Origin of the sequence: Streptomyces sp. NRRL S-495, assembly GCF_000966955.1 — a bacterium.
In the GTDB taxonomy this organism is placed as follows: Bacteria; Actinomycetota; Actinomycetes; order Streptomycetales; family Streptomycetaceae; genus Kitasatospora; species Kitasatospora purpeofusca.
Genome location: NZ_JZWY01000546.1, coordinates 1 through 18,064, shown reverse-complemented (window position 1 = coordinate 18,064; position 18,064 = coordinate 1). Strand labels below are relative to the sequence as shown.

At 73.6% G+C, this 18,064-nt stretch carries 13 protein-coding genes; 11 read left to right on the top strand and 2 right to left on the bottom strand.

Going from position 1 to position 18,064, the window contains the following annotated elements:
• The 4 genes from VR45_RS26870 to VR45_RS26855 form a co-directional block, all read left to right on the top strand.
• A partial coding sequence (locus tag VR45_RS26870) for an FtsW/RodA/SpoVE family cell cycle protein (RefSeq protein ID WP_045942420.1) occupies positions 1–723 on the top strand: 723 nt, incomplete at its 5' end.
• Positions 724–812: 89 nt separating this feature from the next.
• Positions 813–2,273 carry a penicillin-binding transpeptidase domain-containing protein gene (locus VR45_RS26865; RefSeq protein WP_045942419.1) on the top strand — a complete coding sequence of 487 codons (1,461 nt, stop codon included), beginning with the start codon at positions 813–815 and terminating at the stop codon, positions 2,271–2,273.
• Between the two features lie 250 nt (positions 2,274–2,523).
• Complete coding sequence (locus VR45_RS26860; protein ID WP_045942415.1) at positions 2,524–4,011, top strand: amino acid permease; 1,488 nt, start codon at positions 2,524–2,526, stop codon at positions 4,009–4,011.
• A gap of 223 nt (positions 4,012–4,234) precedes the next feature.
• Positions 4,235–5,647, top strand: coding sequence for a glycosyltransferase 87 family protein (locus VR45_RS26855; RefSeq protein ID WP_107084277.1), 1,413 nt, complete (start codon positions 4,235–4,237; stop codon positions 5,645–5,647).
• A 39-nt stretch (positions 5,648–5,686) separates the two neighbouring features.
• Here the strand turns inward: VR45_RS26855 and VR45_RS26850 are convergent, their stop codons facing one another.
• Positions 5,687–7,450 (bottom strand): penicillin-binding transpeptidase domain-containing protein, encoded by a 1,764-nt coding sequence (locus VR45_RS26850; RefSeq protein ID WP_045942414.1) that lies wholly within the window; start codon positions 7,448–7,450, stop codon positions 5,687–5,689.
• Between the two features lie 192 nt (positions 7,451–7,642).
• Entirely contained in the window at positions 7,643–9,559 is a 1,917-nt protein-coding gene (locus tag VR45_RS26845; RefSeq protein WP_078896862.1) for a phospholipid carrier-dependent glycosyltransferase, read from the bottom strand.
• A gap of 106 nt (positions 9,560–9,665) precedes the next feature.
• Here VR45_RS26845 and rsmI point away from each other — a divergent pair, with 106 nt between their 5' ends.
• The 7 genes from rsmI to VR45_RS26810 all read left to right on the top strand — a co-directional run bounded on the left by rsmI (position 9,666) and on the right by VR45_RS26810 (position 17,845).
• Positions 9,666–10,526: a 16S rRNA (cytidine(1402)-2'-O)-methyltransferase gene (gene rsmI / locus VR45_RS26840; RefSeq protein WP_045942413.1), complete on the top strand. Its 861-nt coding sequence runs from the start codon at positions 9,666–9,668 to the stop codon at positions 10,524–10,526.
• Positions 10,527–10,884: 358 nt separating this feature from the next.
• A complete protein-coding gene (locus VR45_RS26835) occupies positions 10,885–11,334 on the top strand; it encodes a hypothetical protein (RefSeq protein ID WP_052709406.1) in 450 nt (149 codons plus the stop codon).
• 52 nt (positions 11,335–11,386) lie between these two features.
• Positions 11,387–13,006 (top strand): methionine--tRNA ligase, encoded by a 1,620-nt coding sequence (gene metG, locus VR45_RS26830; RefSeq protein WP_045942412.1) that lies wholly within the window; start codon positions 11,387–11,389, stop codon positions 13,004–13,006.
• 32 nt (positions 13,007–13,038) lie between these two features.
• The gene (locus tag VR45_RS26825) at positions 13,039–13,917 is read left to right on the top strand and encodes a TatD family hydrolase (protein ID WP_045942411.1); all 879 of its coding nucleotides are present in this window, start codon (positions 13,039–13,041) and stop codon (positions 13,915–13,917) included.
• A gap of 89 nt (positions 13,918–14,006) precedes the next feature.
• Entirely contained in the window at positions 14,007–14,903 is an 897-nt protein-coding gene (gene rsmA, locus VR45_RS26820) for a 16S rRNA (adenine(1518)-N(6)/adenine(1519)-N(6))-dimethyltransferase RsmA (protein WP_234326196.1), read from the top strand.
• Between the two features lie 10 nt (positions 14,904–14,913).
• Positions 14,914–15,849: a 4-(cytidine 5'-diphospho)-2-C-methyl-D-erythritol kinase gene (locus VR45_RS26815; protein WP_045942409.1), complete on the top strand. Its 936-nt coding sequence runs from the start codon at positions 14,914–14,916 to the stop codon at positions 15,847–15,849.
• Positions 15,850–15,997: 148 nt separating this feature from the next.
• Positions 15,998–17,845, top strand: coding sequence for an ABC-F family ATP-binding cassette domain-containing protein (locus VR45_RS26810; RefSeq protein ID WP_045942408.1), 1,848 nt, complete (start codon positions 15,998–16,000; stop codon positions 17,843–17,845).
• Positions 17,846–18,064 lie beyond the last annotated feature (219 nt).

Genomic DNA, 18,064 nt, shown 5'->3' with positions numbered 1-18,064 from the left:
CGGCTGCGGCTGCCGCCCGGGCGGGTGCTCGCGCCGGTGCTGGCGATCTGGGCGGCCTTCGTCGGGGTGCTGGTGCTGGAGACCGACCTCGGCACCTCGCTGCTGTTCTTCGGCCTCTTCGTAGTGATGCTCTACGTGGCCACCGCGCGGACCGGCTGGATCGCCATCGGGCTGTTCCTGGCGGGGGTCGCGGCGGTCGGGGTCGGCTGGCTCTCGCCGCACGTGCACAGCCGGGTCGGGGACTGGCTGGACCCGCTCGGCTCGATCGCCGCCGGGCACGGGGCCAACCAGATCGCCCAGTCCCTGTTCGCCTTCGCCTGGGGCGGCGAGCTGGGCGCCGGGCTGGGCGGCGGGCACTCGGCCCTGATCGGCTTCGCCGCGAAGTCCGACTTCATCCTGGCCACCATCGGGGAGGAGCTGGGGCTGACCGGGCTGGTCGCGGTGTTCCTGCTGTACGCGCTGCTGGTGTCGCGCGGCTTCCGCACCGGGATCGCGCTGCGCGACCCGTTCGGGCGGCTGCTGGCGATCGGGCTGGCGGCGCTGGTCGGGCTGCAGGTCTTCGTGGTGGCGGGCGGGGTGCTGGCGCTGATCCCGCTGACCGGGACGACCCTGCCCTTCGTCGCCCAGGGCGGTTCCTCGGTGGTCACCAACTGGGTGATCGTCGCGCTGCTGGTGCGGATGAGCGACATCGCCCGGCGGCCCGCCCCGGGGGAGGGCCGGTGAGCGGGCGGGGGCGCGGGAGCGGGAGCAGGCGTCGCGGGGCCGCCGACGACGGGGGCGGGCCGGGCGGCGGGCCGCAGGGGCTGCCGGGGATCTCGGTGACCGGGCGCCGGGCCGGCACCTTCTGTCTGCTGCTGATCGTGGCGCTGTGCGTCCAGGCCACCCGGGTGCAGGTGTTCCGGGCCGACGAGCTGAACCACAACAGCGCCAACCAGCGGCTCGTCCTGGAGCGGTACTCCCAGCCGCGCGGCAGCATCCGGGTGGGCGCCGACAGCGTCACCGGCTCCGAGCCCACCGGCGGGCGGTACGACTACAAGCGCACCTACACCGACGGGCCGCTGTACGCGGCGGTCACCGGCTACTCCTCGCAGACCTACGGCAACAGCCAGCTGGAGGGGACCGAGGACGCGCTGCTCTCCGGCACCGACAGCCGGCTGGCGAGCTGGGCGGTGTGGGACGCGGTGGCCCGGCGGCAGAACCCCGGCGGGGACGTCCGCACCACCATCGACCGGGCCGCCCAGGAGGCCGCGGTGCGCGGACTCGGCCGGCAGAAGGGCGCGGTCGCGGCGGTCGAGCCGGCCACCGGGCGGATCCTGGCGCTGGCCTCCACCCCCTCCTACGACCCGGGGAGCTTCGCCGGCACCTCCGCCGACGACCGGGAGGCCTGGAGCCGGCTCCAGAGCGACCCCGACCGGCCGATGCTCAACCGGGCGCTGCGGCAGACCTACCCGCCCGGCTCGACCTTCAAGGTGGTCACCGCGGCGGCGGCACTGGAGAGCGGGGTGGTCACCGACGTCGACGCGCCGACCGACACCCCCCACCCGTACCTCCTGCCGGGCACCTCCGTGCCGCTGGTCAACGACTCGGCGGCCTGCGACGAGCCGAACCAGTCGCTGGCCACCGCGATGGTGCTCAGCTGCAACAGCGTGCTCGGCCACCTCGGGGCCGAGGTCGGCCTGCGGCGGATGGCGGCGGCGGCCGAGGGCTTCGGCTTCAACGAGGCCCGGCTGGACACCCCGGTGCGGGCGGCCAGGTCCAACTTCGACACCCGGATGGACGAGGCGCAGCTGGCGCTCTCCTCGATCGGCCAGTTCGACACCGCCGCCACCCCGCTGGTGATGGCGATGGTCGCGGCGGGCATCGCCAACAACGGCACCGTGATGCGTCCACAGCTTGTGGACAACCTGACCGCCGCCGACGGCACGGTGGTGCGGCCGGTGCGGCCGTCCGTGTACCGGCAGGCGGTCGGCCCCGGCACCGCCGGGCAGGTGCGGCGGCTGATGGTCGACGCGGTGGAGAACGGCACCGGTCGTGCCGCCCGGATCGACGGCGCGGTGGTCGGCGGCAAGACCGGCACCGCCCAGCACGGGGTGGACAACACCGGGACGCCGTACGCCTGGTTCATCGCCTGGGCGGCGCCGGTGGGCTCGGCGGCGGTGCCGCCGGTGGCGGTCGCCGTGGTGGTCGCGGACAGCGATGCGACCGAGGTGACGGGCGGGGGGCTGGCGGCGCCGGTCGCGCGGGCCGTGATGCAGGCGGTGCTGGCCGGGTGAGCCACTTACCGATGGCGGTGACCTGCTGCTTTATCGGCTCGCCGGGAGATCCGCCGTTTGCGAAGTGTCCGGTTTGTACATGCCGATGCGACGGTTCGTACAATGCGCGCCCCGGGACTGTTCGTTTGCGACACTGGTGCTTTCGCGCGGTACTGTCCCATCTTTGTTCGGTTGGTCCCCGATGACACCCTTCGGTGTGTTGAGTGACCGGCCGCTAGGACACCCTCCCCCGCCTAGAAGGACCCTCGTTTTGGCCAGCAACACGCTCGGCGCACGCCTCCTCAGGCGCAAGCCCGTCTCCACCCTGATCGCCGAGAGCGAAGGCCGTGAGGGCCCGCCCGCCGGGGCGCCCGAGGAGGGCGGCCGTTCCGGCATCCACCTGCGTCGCTCGATCGGGCTCTGGCAGCTGTCCGCGATCGGCATCGGCGCCACCATCGGCACCGGCATCTTCTTCGTGCTGAACAGCGCCGTGCCGTCGGCCGGCCCGGCCGTCATCCTCTCGTTCGTGATCGCGGCCGTCACCGCCGGCCTCACCGCGCTCTGCTACGCCGAGATGGCCTCCGCGATCCCGGTCAGCGGGTCCTCCTACTCCTACGCCTACGCCACCCTCGGCGAGGGCGTGGCCTTCGGCGTCGGCATCTGCCTGCTGATGGAGTACGGCGTCTCGGCCTCCGCGATCGCGGTCAGCTGGGCCGAGTACCTGAACAAGTTCTTCGACCTGGCGTTCGGCTTCAAGATCCCCGAGGTGATCGCCGGCGCGCCCGACGAGACCCACTGGTTCAACCTGCCGGCGCTGCTGCTGGTCGCCATGGTCTGCTTCCTGCTGATCCGCGGCGTCAGCGAGTCGGTCAAGGTCAACACGGCCATGGTGGCCGTCAAGATCCTGATCCTGCTGCTGTTCATCGGCGTCGCGCTGACCGGTTTCCACTCCGGCAACCTGACCCCGTTCATGCCGCTGGGCATCGGCGGCGTCCAGGTCGCGGCCTCCAGCATCTTCTTCTCCTTCATCGGCCTGGACGCCGTGTCCACCGCCGGTGAGGAGGTCAAGGACCCCCGGCGCACCCTGCCGATGGCGATCATCATCTCGCTGGTGGTGGTCACCGTGCTGTACATCCTGGTGGCCCTGGCCGGCATCGGCGCCCAGCCGTGGCAGAAGTTCGACGGCCAGGAGGCCGGGCTCGCCCAGATCCTCCAGGACATCACCGGCCAGAGCTGGCCCGCCATCCTGTTCGCGATCGGCGCCATCGTCTCGATCTTCTCGATCACCCTGGTGGTCATCTACGGCCAGACCCGCATCCTGTACTCGATGGGCCGCGACGGCATGCTGCCCAAGCGCTTCGCCGAGCTCTCGCCACGCACCGGCACCCCGGTCTGGAACACCATCGTGGTCGGCCTGGGCGTCGGCGTGCTCGCCGCCTTCGTCCCGCTGGCGCGGCTGGCCGACATCACCAGCCTGGGCACCCTGATCGCCTTCTCGGTGGTCTCGATCGGCGTGATCGTGCTGCGCCGCACCCAGCCCGACCTGCCGCGCGGCTTCCGGGTGCCGGGCTACCCGATCGTCCCGCTGGCCAGCGTCGGCTTCTGCGTCTACCTGATCACCGGGCTGCACGCGGACACCTTCATGGCGGGCGGGGCCGCCCTGGTGGTCGCGGTGGCCGTGTACTTCGGCTACAGCATCAAGCACTCCAAGCTGGAGCGGGCCGGGGAGACGGCGGACGCCGGCTCCAAGGTCGGCTGAGCGGGCGACGCGCCGTGGACGGGACCGCACGGGGAACAGCCCTCCCCGGGCGGTCCCGTCCGTGTTCCCACCGGCGTTCCCACGGCTGTTCCCGGCAGTTCGCCCGCCGGTGCTCCCGCCGGTGCTCCCGTCGGCGTCCCCGTCAGCGTCCGAGGTCGTGGCGCCGGACACTCGTGTCCTCCGCATGGCGACAGGGCACCACCCCCGGCCCTAACCTTCCACCATGGTGAGCACCCGCACGCCCGGCTTCTCCCGCCCGCGCGGCCGCTTCACCGGCCGGAGCGCGACGCCGACGGCGCCCGTTCCGGCCGTGCCCCCGACCGGGGCCGGACGACCGCCCGGCGACCGGGGCCACCGGCCGTTCCCCCGCCAGCGTGGCGAGGAGGGTCCGCCGACCCCGCCCGATCGGCTGAATCCGGCCCGGCTCGCCGGACACCGGGGCGTCCAGTTGCTCGGCTGCCTGGTCGCGGCCGGCTGGGCGGCCGGATTCCCGATCGTCTCCGACCTCCCCAACCAGCGGCTGTGGGGCACCCTCGCGGCCCCCGCCTACCTGCTCGCCGGGCTGTTCTGCCTGGTCCTCCCGCGTCGGATCGCGGCCCGCGCCGCGGCTGCGGCGGCCCTGCTCGGCGCCGTCCTGGTGCCGCTGGTGGTCCTCGTGCTGCAGGGCCGCCACCAGTCCGAGGTGATGGTGGTCGAGCGCTCCGCGCGGCTGCTCTTCAGCACCGGGAGCCCCTATCTGCCGGATCCGGTGGTGGTCACCGACTACAACCCCTACCTGCCGGCGATGTCGCTGTTCGGGGTGCCGCGGGCGCTGTTCGGCGACGGCAACGCGCTCGCCCGGCTCGCCGGGGACGCCCGGATCTGGTTCGCGCTGGCCTTCGTCGCCTGTCTGCTGGCGAGCTGGCGGCTGCTGCGGCCGAGCCGGGACCGCGCCCCGCTGCTGCCGCTGACCGTGCTCACCGCCTCGCCGCTGGTCGCGCTGGCGCTCGTCGGCGGCGGGGTCGACCTGCCGCTGATCGGCCTCTGTTGTCTGGCGATGGCGCTGGCCGAGCGGGACCGGACGATCGCCGCCGGACTGGTGCTGGCCCTGGCCGGGACCCTGAAGTGGACGGTCTGGCCGGCGCTGCCGGTGGCCGTCCTGCTGCTCTGGCGGCTCTACGGCCGGCGGCCCGCCGCCCGGGCCGGGCTGACCGCGCTCGGCGCGGCGTGCGCCGTGATGGTGCCCTACGTCCTGACCCGGGCCGAGGAACTGCGCGACCAGGTGGTGCGCTTCCCGCTCGGGCTGACCGCGATCCAGACGCCGGCCGGCAGTCCGCTGCCCGGCAAGGTGCTGGCCGGCTTCGGGCCCACCGGGCACACCGCCTCGCTGGTGCTGCTGACCGTGGGCGGGCTCGGGGTGGCGATCTGGCTGCTGGGCCGGCCGCCGGTCTCCGCGATCGCCGCCGCGGACCTGCTGGCCACCGGGCTGGCGATCGCCTTCATGCTGGCCCCGGCCGGGCGGTTCGGGTACCTGGCGCTGCCGGCGGTGCTGGTGATCTGGCCCCGGCTGGCGGCCCGGCGGTGGAGCGGTGCCAGGCCGCCGGTCCGGTCGGCCTGCCTGCTCAACCAGGCCGGGCCCGCGCTACCGGTGAGGTAGGGCGGGCCCGGTCGGGGGCTCGTGGCCGGCGTTCGCCGGTCAGCGGTTGCCGGCCGCCTTGATGATCGAGGCGACGGCGGGGCCGGCCGCGTCCACGCCGTGACCGCCGCCCTCGACCTCGGCGGCGATCGCGAGGTTGCCCCGGTAGGCGGTGAACCAGCTGTTGGTGGTGGCGATGCCGGTGGCCTCGGCCGAGCCGGTCTTGGCGCCCGCGTTGTCGGAGATCCCGGCCATCACGTCCTTGGCGGTGCCGCCGGTGGCGGTGGCGGCCATCATCTGGCGCAGCTTGCCGGCGACGTCGGGGCCGAGGTCCCGGGGGGCCTTCTGCTGCGGCAGCTCGGCGACCAGGATCGGCTGCTTGAAGGAGCCGCTCTGCACGGTGGCCGTGATCGAGGCGATGGCCAGCGGGTTCATCTGGACCTTGCCCTGGCCGATCGACTGCATGGCCTGCTCGTCCTTGTTGGTGCCGGCGTCCGGCACCACCGCGTCGAAGCTGGGCAGACCGGTCTGCCAGTTCAGGCCGATGCCGTACACGTCCTTGGCCGTGGTGGTCAGCGCGCCCGGCTTGAGGCTGGTCAGGCCCTGGTCGATGAAGGCGGTGTTGCAGGAGATCATGAAGTCCTGCTGCAGCGTGTTGTTCGGGTACGCGTCGGGGAACGAGTTCGGGATCTTCTTCGGGTTGCTGCTCAGGGTCGGGCAGGCCACCGGGGTGTCCGGGTTGACCCCGGCCTCCAGCAGGGCGGTGGAGGTGAGGATCTTCAGCGTGGAACCCGGGGCGAGCTGGCCCTGGAAGGCCCGGTTCAGACCGGTGACCGGCGCGTTGGCGAAGGCCAGGACCTGGCCGGTGCTCGGCTCGATGGCGACGATCGAGCCCTTCTTGCCGCCCAGGTCGGTCATCGCCTTCTCGGCGGCGGCCTGGAGGGTGTTGTCGATGGTCAGCTTGAACGGCTTCGGGGGCTTCGGGTCGACGATGGTGAACAGCCGGTCGGGCACGCTGTTCTGGTCGGCCGCGTTGGTGATCACCACGCCGGTGCCGTTGTCGCTCTGGTCCTTGTTCTGGTCCGCGAGCAGCTTGGCGACCTTGGCCTGCAGGGTCGGGAGCAGCGGGGTGATCGAGGCGCCGGTCAGCGGCTTGTTGTTGCGGTCCACCACGTTGCCGGCGATCGGGGGCAGCGGCTGCACGCCGATCGTCTCGCCCGGGGCCAGGTGCGGGTGGATCACCGTGGGCGCCCAGTGCACGGCCGGGGTGTTGTCGCTCATCTTCACGACGTTCAGGAAGCCGCTGTAGTCCCAGACCCGGTTGGTGCCCTCGAACTCGGCGCGGGCCTTGAAGCCCATCAGCACGCCGGTCGGGGCGGCCGGGGTGGTGGCCGACGGCGAGTCGGTGGCGCCGGGGGTCGGCGCGGCCGAGGCGGTGGCCGGGGGCTTGGCGGCGGCGCTCGGGGTGCCGGTGGCCGCGGCGAAGGCCGCCGGGGTGGCCGGGCCGGCCGGGGTCAGGGTGAGCCCGCTCGGCTTCACCTGGTCCCGGAACGCGGTCAGCGCGGTGGTCGCGCCCGCCGGGTCGTCGGTCAGCGAGGCCGCCTTGGCGAGGTCGCCGGCCGCCCACGCGTCCAGGAAGTCCTTGGTGCCGGCCGTCGCCTGCTCGGCGCTCGGGGGCTCGGCGACCACCGTGCGCGCCTTCTTGGCGGCCGGGGTGTCCTTGTCGTCGGAGCCGCCGACGAGGCTGTACGCCCCGTAGCCGCCCGCGGCGAGCACGGCGACGGCCACGCCGGTGATGAGGCCGGTCTTCGCGCCATTGCGCATGGTGATGTTCCCCCAAGGGTCAGGCGGTCGGGCCGCAGCCGGACGTGGCCGGATGCGCGTTCGGAGTCCAGCCTAGGCAGCCGGACTCCGTGCCCCGGCGAAACGACCGCGTCTTGTGACGGATCTGGTACGTGTCACGCACCACTCCGGTACGCTCCGCCGCCCGGCACCGCCTCCAGCGCGCCCCCGCCGTCAGATCCAGGTGTTGAACCACATCCGCTTGCGCCAGTCCTCCATCGGGATCGTCTCGCCCGTGTACAGGGGGTGGAAGAAGAGGAAGTTCCACATGATCAGCAGGACCACCAGGCCGGCCGCCGCCCCGCCGATGACCCGCCGGTCACGGGAGGCCCCGGCCGGTCCGACCAGCGCGCCCAGCAGCATGGTCACCGCGAGCACCAGGAAGGGCACGAAGCAGACCGCGTAGAACAGGAAGATCGTCCGCTGCTGGTAGGCGAACCAGGGCAGGTAGCCGGCGGCCAGGCCGCAGAGCACCGCGCCGGCCCGCCAGTCGCGCCGGGCCGCCCACCGCCACAGGCAGTAGACCAGGGCGATCACACCGGTCCACCAGAGCAGCGGGGTGCCGATGCCGAGCACCTCGCGGGCGCACTCGCCCACCGTGCAGCCGGCCGTGCCCTGCTTCGGCGACTCGTAGAAGAACGACACCGGCCGGCCCAGCACCAGCCAGCTCCAGGGGTTCGACTGGTAGGTGTGCGGGTCGCTCAGATGGGTGTGGAAGTCGTAGACCGTCGAGTGGTAGTGCCAGAGCGCGCGCAGGCCCTCCGGGATCCACGGGAAGTCGGTGGAGCGGCCGACCGCCCAGTCCCGGCCGTAGCCGCCCTGGTTCGGCACCGTGCTGCTGGCGAACCAGCCCCACCAGGAGGCGATGTAGACGGCCACCGGGACCACCACGAGCGAGACGAAGGCCGGCACCGCGTCCCGGACCAGGGTCCACCGGTAGGGGCGGTCGGCCCCGGCCAGCCGGCGCGAGCCCGCGTCCCACAGCACCGTCAGCAGGCCGAAGGCGGCCGCCACGTACAGGCCGCTCCACTTGGTCGCGCAGGTCAGACCGACGCAGACGCCGGCCGCGATGCGGTACGGGCGCCAGCCCAGGCCGAGCCGGTGGGCGATCCCCGCGTCCGGGCCGCCGTCGCCGAGGGCGGTCAGCCGGGCGGCGATCCGGGCCCGGGTGCGGTCGCGGTCCAGCAGCAGGAAGCCGAAGGCAGCGACGATCCAGAACATCACCACCAGGTCCAGCAGTGCGGACCGGCTCATCACGAAGTGCAGGCCGTCCACGGCGAGCAGCAGGCCGGCCACGCAGCCCAGCAGGGTCGAGCGGAACAGCCGGCGGGCGATCCTCGCCAGCATCAGCACCGACAGGGTGCCGAGCAGCGCCACCGCGAACCGCCAGCCGAAGGGGTTCATCCCGAACAGCTGCTCACCGGCGCCGATGATCCACTTGCCGACCGGCGGGTGCACCACGTACGAGGGGTTCGACCGGTAGGGGACCGGGCCGCCGGACATGATCTGCTCGTTGGCGCCGTCCGGCCAGCTGATCTCGTAGCCGCCGTGCCAGAGCGCGTAGGCGTCCTTGGCGTAGTACGTCTCGTCGAAGACGATCGCGTTCGGCGAGCCGAGGTCGGCGAACCGCAGCACGCCGGCGAACAGCGTCACCGCGAGCGGGCCGAGCCAGCCGGCCCAGCGGCAGAGCCAGGACCAGAGCGGCTCCGGCAGGGCGAGGCCGAGCCGGAGCAGCAGCGGGGACGGCGGCACCCGCTTCGGGGTGACGCCCGGGCCGTCCGGCATCGGCGGGACCAGGCGCTCGGCCGTGGTCGCGACAGGGGGCGGGGCGTAGCCGAACCGGGCCAGGCCGCGCAGCCAGGCGGCGCGCGGCGGGGGCGGGGCGGGTATGGAGCCGTCCGGGGCAGGGCCGCCGGGTACGTCCGGACCGCCGGGGCCGTCAGGACCGCCGTCGGCGGCCGGGTCGCCGCCCGGGTCGCGCGGGCCCGGCAGGGCGGGCGACGGCTGGTCCGCCAGGACCGGCCCGCCGACGCCACCCCGCGCGGTGAGGTCTGTACCAGTGGGCGTCTGCGCCGCCGTGTCGCCGTTCATCCGCCACATGGTAGGGGTGCGTCACGACGGTGGGACGGCTCCCTCCGAAGCTGCCCGAATCGTCACCAAAAGCGCCCGGCGGCCGGTTGCTGGAAGGATGGGGCCCGTGACAGGTGTACTCGTACTTGCAGGAACCCCCATCGGCGACGTCGCGGACGCCCCGCCCAGGCTGCTCACCGAGCTGGCCGCGGCGGACGTCATCGCGGCCGAGGACACCCGGCGGCTGCGCCGGCTCACCCAGGCACTCGGGGTGACCCCGGCCGGGCGGGTGGTCTCCTACTTCGAGGGCAACGAGGTCGGGCGCACCCCCGAGCTCGTCGAGGCGCTGCTCGGCGGGGCCCGCGTCCTGCTGGTCACCGACGCCGGGATGCCGTCCGTCTCCGACCCCGGTTACCGGCTGGTGGCCGCCGCCGTGGCCGCCGACCTCAAGGTGACCGCGGTGCCGGGGCCGTCCGCGGTGCTCACCGCGCTGGCGCTGTCCGGGCTGCCGGTCGACCGGTTCACCTTCGAGGGCTTCCTGCCGCGCAAGACCGGCGACCGGGCCCGGCAGCTGGCCTCGATCGCCGCCGAGCCGCGCACCATGGTCTTCTTCGAGGCCCCGCACCGGATCGCGGAGGCGCTCGCCGCGATGGCGGAGGCGTTCGGCCCCGAGCGGCCCGCCGCCGTCTGCCGGGAGCTGACCAAGACCTACGAGGAGGTCAAGCGCGGGCCGCTCGGCGACCTGGCCGCGTGGGCGGCCGAGGGGGTCAGGGGCGAGATCACGGTGGTCGTGGCGGGCGCTCCGCCCGCCGCGCCGAAGGAGCTGGGCCCGGCCGAGCTGGCCCGGCTGGTGGCCGTGCGGGAGGAGGCCGGGGAGCGGCGCAAGGAGGCGATCGCGGCGGTCGCGGCCGAACTCTCGCTGCCCAAGCGCGAGGTGTTCGACGCGGTGGTGGCGGTCAAGAACGCCGCCGCGGGCGGAGCCGGCTGAGCGTTCGGCCGGGAGATGGCCGGGGCAGCGGCCGGGAATCCGGTCGGGAACGGTCGACGAACGGTCGGGGAAGGGTCGGAAAGCGCCCCGGCAGGCGCCTGAGCTGCGAGTACACACGGTTCGTGGGCGAGGTGCCGCCGGGCGCGCGGGCGCGTACCTTGGAGAGAAGGCCCCGGGTAAACGCCCGTCGAGCTGAAGCTTCGGTCGAGGTTTTCGGACAGGACCCACCCTTTCGTATAGGGCTTCCCAATCCCCCTCCAAGTCTTCACAAGGCGGGCATCGCCGGGGACGTTCCGGGCATTTGCTGGGATGGAAAGACCCAGCCGGGCGAGCGCCCGGCGGGCGCTGGGAGACGGCTATGAGCGAGACGATCGGTAGCCCCCGCGGTGGCAATGCCCTGAGCGACCCCGGCCCGAGCGGCGCCGGCCCGAGCGGCCGGGCGCACACCCCCGTCGAGACCGTCCGGGAGGCCTACTCCTTCGTGTGCCTGAGCTGCGGGTACGGCTGGGAGCAGGCGTACGACATCGAGCACCACGTGGCCCGGGACGGGCGCGTCGTGTTCGAGTACCACGCCAACGGAGTCCGGGTGCCGTCGCCGCTGCTCAAGCCGGCCTGCCCGGGCTGCGGCGGCCACACCGTCCGGATCATGCGCGAGGGCCGGGTGGCCGGGCAGGACAAGCCGTGGCAGCACGCCCCCGGGTACCCGGCGCACGCGGAGCCGGCCGCCCCGCCCGCCGCGCCGCGACCGGTGCGGACCGCCCCCTCGGGCGGGCGCTGGGCGCGGTTCTGGGCGCGGATGCGGGGCTGACGGTGGCAGCGGCGGTCGGGCCCGGACCCGGGCCCGACTAAGCTTGCCGACCATGGCGGCCACTGCAGACCACAGCACCACCGGGGGCACCACTCCCGCGTACTACGTCACCACCCCGATCTACTACGTCAACGATCGCCCCCACCTGGGCCACGCGTACACCACCGTGGCAGGCGACGTACTGACCCGCTGGCACCGCCAGCGCGGCGAGCGGGTGTGGTACCTGACCGGCACCGACGAGCACGGTCAGAAGATCCTGCGCACCGCGGAGGCCAACGGCGTCACCCCGCAGGAGTGGTGCGACAAGCTGGTCGAGGAGGCGTGGAAGCCGCTCTGGCAGCACCTGGAGATCGCCAACGACGACTTCATCCGCACCACCCAGGAGCGGCACACCGCCCGGGTGCAGGAGTTCGTCCAGGACCTGTTCGACAAGGGCGAGATCTACAAGGGCGGCTACTCCGGCCCGTACTGCGTCGGCTGCGAGGAGTACAAGCTCCCCGCCGAACTGCTCGACGGTGCCGCCGAGGGCGAGAAGCTCTGCCCGATCCACAAGAAGCCGGTCGAGTGGCTGGAGGAGGAGAACTACTTCTTCCGCCTCTCCGCGTACGGCCCGAAGCTGCTGGAGTTCTACGCCGAGAACCCCGGTTTCATCGCCCCCGAGACGGCCCGCAACGAGGTGCTCCGCTTCGTCGAGCAGGGCCTCCAGGACCTCTCCATCTCCCGCTCCACCTTCGACTGGGGCGTCCCGCTGCCCTGGGACGACAAGCACGTCCTGTACGTGTGGGTGGACGCGCTGCAGAACTACATCACCGCGGCCGGCTACGGCGCCGACCCGGAGCGGTTCGCCGAACTGTGGCCGGCCTCGGTGCACCTGGTCGGCAAGGACATCCTGCGCTTCCACGCGGTGATCTGGCCCGCGATGCTGATGGCCGCCGGGCTGCCGCTGCCCAAGCGGGTCGTCGCCAACGGCTGGCTGATGGTCGGCGGCGAGAAGATGTCCAAGTCCAACCTGACCGGCATCTCGCCCACCGACCTGACCTCGCACTTCGGCGTGGACGCCTACCGCTACTACTTCCTGCGGGCGATCCCGTTCGGCACCGACGGCTCGTTCTCCTGGGAGGACTTCGCCGCCCGGTACACCTCCGAGCTGGCGAACGACTTCGGCAACCTCGCCTCCCGGGTGGCGGCCATGGTCGGCAAGTACTTCGACGGCGTGCTGCCGGCCGCCGCGGCGCCGGGCGCCGCCGAGCAGGCCGTCACCGAGGGCCTCGCGGCGGCGGTCGCGACCGCGGACCGGAAGATCGGCGAGGAGCTGGACTTCGCCGGCGGAATCGCGGCGATCTTCGAGTTCGTCAAGCAGGTCAACGGCTACCTCACCGAGCAGGAGCCGTGGAAGGTCGCCAAGGACGACTCGGCCGAGGGCCGGGACCGGCTGGCCACCATCCTCTACACGGCGGCCGAGTCGCTGCGGGCCACCGCGGTGCTGCTCAACCCCGTCATGCCGGCCACCGCCGAGAAGCTCTGGGAGTCGCTGGGCGCCGCCGAGGGCCTGGGCGCGCTCGCGGAGCAGACCGTCGCGCAGGCGGCGCAGTGGGGCCTGCTGCCGGTCGGTGCCACCGTCACCAAGGGCGACATCCTGTTCCCGCGGCTCGAGGAGAAGCCGGCCGCCTAGGGTCTGACCCTGGGGCCGGAGGAGGACGACCGATGCCGAAGAAGGACGACGAGCGGTCCACCCCGCCGCCGCTGCCGGCTCCGCTGGCGGTGGCGGTGGCGGACTCGCACACCCATCTGGACATGCAGTCCGGCACCCCCGAGGAGGGCCTCGCCAAGGCCGCCTCGGTCGGGGTGGCCACCGTCGTCCAGGTCGGCTGCGACGTGCCGGGCTCGCGCTGGGCCGCCGATCTGGCGGCCCGGTTCGAGCAGGTGCACGCCGCCGTCGCCCTGCACCCCAACGAGGCGCCGCGGATCTTCCTCGGCGACCCCGACGGGTGGTCCGGGCAGCGGCGCGAGCCGGGCGGGCAGGCCGCGCTCGACGCGGCGCTGGCCGAGATCGACGCGCTCGCGGCGCTGCCGCAGGTCCGCGCGGTCGGCGAGACCGGCCTCGACTACTTCCGGACCGGGCCGGAGGGCGTGGAGATCCAGAAGGAGTCGTTCCGCCGCCACATCGCGATGGCGAAGCGGCACGGCAAGGCCCTGGTGATCCACGACCGGGACGCCCACGAGGACGTCATCGCCGTCCTGCTGGAGGAGGGCGCCCCCGAGCGGACCGTCTTCCACTGCTACTCCGGCGACGCGGAGATGGCCAAGGTCTGCGCCGAGCACGGCTGGTACCTCTCCTTCGCCGGCCCGGTCACCTTCAAGGCCAACCAGCCGCTGCGGGACGCCCTGGCGGTCACCCCGCTGGACCGGGTCCTGGTCGAGACCGACGCCCCCTTCCTCACCCCGCACCCCTACCGCGGCCGCCCCAACGCGCCGTACCTGATCCCGGTCACGGTGCGCTCGATGGCGGACACCCTGGGCCTGCACGAGGACGAGCTCGCCACGGCGATCGCGGAGAACACGGCGCGGGCGTTCGGGTACTGAGTCAGCCGAACGCGGCCCCGGGCGCCGGCGACCGGCCCCGGGGCCGGTCGCCGAGCTGTGAGGGGGCGGGGCGCCCGTATCCTTGGCGGGTGAGCACCACCGACCCCACCTCTGACAACCGCCCCCAGCCTTCGGCCGGGGGGACCCCCTTGCTCGGCGGCGCGGACATCCGGGCGCTCGCGGAAGCGTTCGGCGTGAAGCCGACCAAGCAGCGCGGGCAGAACTTCGTCATCGACGGCAACACCGTGCGGCGGATCGTCCGGGCCGCGGAGGTGACGGCCGAGGACACGGTGGTCGAGGTCGGGCCCGGGCTCGGGTCGCTGACCCTCGCGCTGCTGGAGGTCGCCCGGCACGTCACCGCGGTCGAGATCGACCCGGTGCTGGCCCGCCACCTGCCGGACACCGTGGCCGCCCGGATGCCGGGCCGGGCCGACTCCTTCGACCTGGTGTTCAGCGACGCCATGCTGGTCACCGAGCTGCCCGGTCCGGCGCCGACCGCGCTGGTCGCCAACCTGCCGTACAACGTGGCCGTGCCGGTGCTGCTGCACATGCTCGCGACCTTCCCCAGCATCGAGCGGACCCTGGTCATGGTGCAGAGCGAGGTCGCCGACCGGCTCGCCGCCAAGCCGGGCAACAAGGTGTACGGCGTCCCGTCGGTCAAGGCCAACTGGTACGCCGAGGTGAAGCGGGCCGGTGCGATCGGCCGCAACGTCTTCTGGCCCGCCCCCAACGTCGACTCCGGGCTGGTCTCGCTGGTCCGCCACGACCCGCCGAGCACCACCGCGAGCCGCGAGGAGGTGTTCGCGGTCGTCGACGCCGCGTTCGCCCAGCGCCGCAAGACCCTGCGGGCCGCGCTGGCCGGCTGGGCCGGCTCCGCCGCCGGGGCCGAGCAGGCGCTCGCCGCCGCCGGGATCGACCACAAGCTGCGCGGCGAGATGCTCACCGTCGAGCAGTTCGCCGCCATCGCCGAACACAAGCCGGAGTAAGGGTTTCCCAGTGACCGTCACGGTACGCGTGCCCGCCAAGGTCAACGTCCAGCTCGGGGTCGGCGGACTGCGCGCCGACGGCTTCCACGACCTGGCCAACGTCTTCTTCGCGGTCGCCCTCGGCGACGAGGTGACCGCGACGGCCGGCGAACCCGGCACGGGCGTCACCCTCAGCTGCACCGGACCGGACGCCGAGGCCGTGCCGCTGGACGACAGCAACCTCGCCGCCCGCGCCGCCCGGCTGCTCGCCGCCCACCACGGCCTCGCCGCGACCGACGTCCACCTGCACATCGCCAAGGCCATCCCGGTGGCCGGCGGCATGGCCGGCGGCAGCGCGGACGGCGCGGCCGCGCTGGTCGCCTGCGACGCCCTGTGGGGGCTCGGCACACCCGTCGAGGTGCTGCTGGAGCTCGCCGCCGAACTCGGCTCGGACGTGCCGTTCGCTCTGGTCGGCGGCGTCGCGCTGGGCCGTGGCCGGGGCGAGATCCTGGAGCCGCTGCCCGTCGCCGGCACCTACCACTGGGTCTTCGCGGTCGCCGACGGCGGCCTGTCGACGCCCGCGGTCTTCCGTGAGTGCGACCGCCTGCGCGAGGAGGCGGGCACCGGTTCCGCCGACACCGAGGTGGCCACCCCCGACGCCGACCCCGCGCTGCTCGCGGCCCTCGCCGACGGCGACGCCGTCGCCCTGGCCGCCGCGCTGACCAACGACCTCCAGCCGGCCGCCCTGTCGCTGCGCCCCGCCCTCGCCGCCACCCTGCGGGCGGGCACCGAGGCCGGTGCGATCGGCGCCCTGGTCTCCGGCTCCGGGCCGACCTGCGCCTTCCTGGCCAAGGACGCGGACGCCGCCGAGGCCGTCGCGGCCGCACTGCGGGCCTCCGGCAGCTGCCGGGCCGCGCACGCCACGTACGGGCCGGTGCCGGGCGCGGCGGTGACCGCGGGGGAGTAGCGGGTGAGTAGCGCGAGCGGAACGGGAAGCGGGGCAGCGGCGGCCGCCGGCTCGGGCTCGGGCGGGGAGTCGAGGCGGGCCCACTAGGCTGGGGAGGATCCGGACCTCCGCCCGAGCCCGGACCGTCGAACCCAGGAGCGCAGCACACGTGGCCGTCAATCTCGCCACCATCGAGTCCGTCACGAAGGTGTACGGCACCCGGGCCCTTCTGGACGGGGTCAGCCTCGGCGTCAGCGAGGGGGACCGGATCGGCGTCGTCGGACGCAACGGGGACGGCAAGACCACCCTGATCCGGATGCTCGCCAAGCTGGAGGAGCCGGACGGCGGGCGGATCACCCACGTCGGCGGGGTGGAGATGGCCGTCCTCACCCAGCACGACTCGCTGGACCCGGACGCCACCATCCGGCACGAGGTCATCGCCGGCCGCGCCGACCACGAGTGGCTCGGCGACTCCCGCATCCGCGACATCATCGAGGGCCTCTTCGGCGGCCTCGACCTGCCCGGCTTCCCCGACGGCCTGGACACCGTCATCGGCCCGCTCTCCGGTGGTGAGCGCCGCCGGATCGCCCTCGCCAAGCTGCTGCTCGGCTCGCCCGACCTCATCGTGCTCGACGAGCCCACCAACCACCTCGACGTCGAGGGCATCGCCTGGCTCGCCCAGCACCTCCAGAACCGCCGCTCCGCGCTCGTCTGCGTCACCCACGACCGCTGGTTCCTCGACCAGGTCTGCACCCGGATGTGGGACGTCCAGCACGGCTCGGTGCACGAGTACGAGGGCGGCTACTCCGACTACGTCTTCGCGCGCGCCGAGCGCTCCCGGATCGAGGCCACCGAGGAGCAGAAGCGCCAGAACCTGGCCCGCAAGGAGCTCGCCTGGCTGCGCCGCGGCGCCCCGGCCCGCACCTCCAAGCCGCGCTACCGCATCGAGGCCGCCAACGCGCTCATCGCCGACGTGCCGGAGCCGCGCGACAAGAGCGAGCTGATGAAGTTCGCCAACGCGCGCCTGGGCAGGACCGTCTTCGAGGTCGAGGACATCACGGTGAAGGCCGGCCCGAAGCTGCTGCTGGAGAACGTCACCTGGCAGCTCGGCCCCGGCGACCGGATCGGCCTGCTCGGCGTCAACGGCGCCGGCAAGACCTCGCTGCTGCGGGCGCTGCGCGACGCGTACACCTCGGAGGGCGACATCCAGCCCGACTCCGGCGTGGTCAAGGTCGGCAAGACGGTGCGGCTGGCGTACCTCTCCCAGGAGGTCGCCGAGCTGGAGCCGACCACCCGGGTGCTGCAGGCCGTCGAGCAGGTCCGCTCCCGGGTCGACCTCGGCAAGGGCCGGGAGATGAGCGCCGGCCAGCTGTGCGAGCAGTTCGGCTTCGGCAAGGACAAGCAGTGGACGCCGGTCGGCGACCTGTCCGGCGGCGAGCGGCGCCGGCTCCAGCTGCTCCGGCTGCTGATGGACGAGCCCAATGTGCTCTTCCTCGACGAGCCCACCAACGACCTCGACATCGAGACGCTGAACCAGCTGGAGGACCTCCTCGACGGCTGGCCCGGTTCGATGATCGTGATCAGCCACGACCGCTTCTTCATCGAGCGGACCACCGACGTGACGTACGCGCTGCTCGGTGACCGGCGGATGCGGATGCTGCCGAACGGCGTCGACGAGTACCTGCAGCGGCGGGCCGCGATGGCTGCCGCCGCCGCTGCCGCCGCTTCGGCCGCTGCTTCGGTGGCGTCCGGCGCGACCGGTGCCGCCGCGGGCGGCGCTGAGGACTCGGCGTCCGCGCTGTCGGGCGGCGACCTGCGGGCGGCGAAGAAGGAGCTGCAGAAGCTGGAGCGCCAGATCGCCAAGCTGGACCAGAAGGAGTCCAAGCTGCACGCCCAGCTCGCCGAGCACGCCGCCGACTTCTCCAAGGTCGCCGAGCTGGACAGCCAGCTGCGGGCGGTCCGGGACGAGAAGGAGGAGCTGGAGATGACCTGGCTGGAGCTGGCCGAGCAGGTCTGACGGGGGCGGGGTCGCCGGAAGGGACCGAGCGGGCGGCCGGCTCAGCGGGGCGGGCCGCCGGCGAGCAGGGCGTCCAGTTCGTCCGCCGCCCGGCCCAGCGCGCTGCGCGACGGGTCGTGCGGCCGGGTCGGCCGCGCCGCCGCCCCGGTCGGCGGACGGTGCGCGCGCGCCGCGGCCGTCAGCTCGTCCAGCGCCCGGCCGACCCGCTCCACCTCCGCC

Bases quoted from the DNA above. Each gene is read 5' to 3' on its own strand.
- VR45_RS26855 (WP_107084277.1), top strand. From the start codon at position 4,235: ATGGTGAGCACCCGCACGCCCGGCTTCTCCCGCCCGCGCGGCCGCTTC.
- VR45_RS26850 (WP_045942414.1), bottom strand. From the start codon at position 7,450: ATGCGCAATGGCGCGAAGACCGGCCTCATCACCGGCGTGGCCGTCGCC.
- VR45_RS26845 (WP_078896862.1), bottom strand. From the start codon at position 9,559: ATGAACGGCGACACGGCGGCGCAGACGCCCACTGGTACAGACCTCACC.
- VR45_RS26835 (WP_052709406.1), top strand. From the start codon at position 10,885: ATGAGCGAGACGATCGGTAGCCCCCGCGGTGGCAATGCCCTGAGCGAC.
- metG (WP_045942412.1), top strand. From the start codon at position 11,387: ATGGCGGCCACTGCAGACCACAGCACCACCGGGGGCACCACTCCCGCG.
- VR45_RS26825 (WP_045942411.1), top strand. From the start codon at position 13,039: ATGCCGAAGAAGGACGACGAGCGGTCCACCCCGCCGCCGCTGCCGGCT.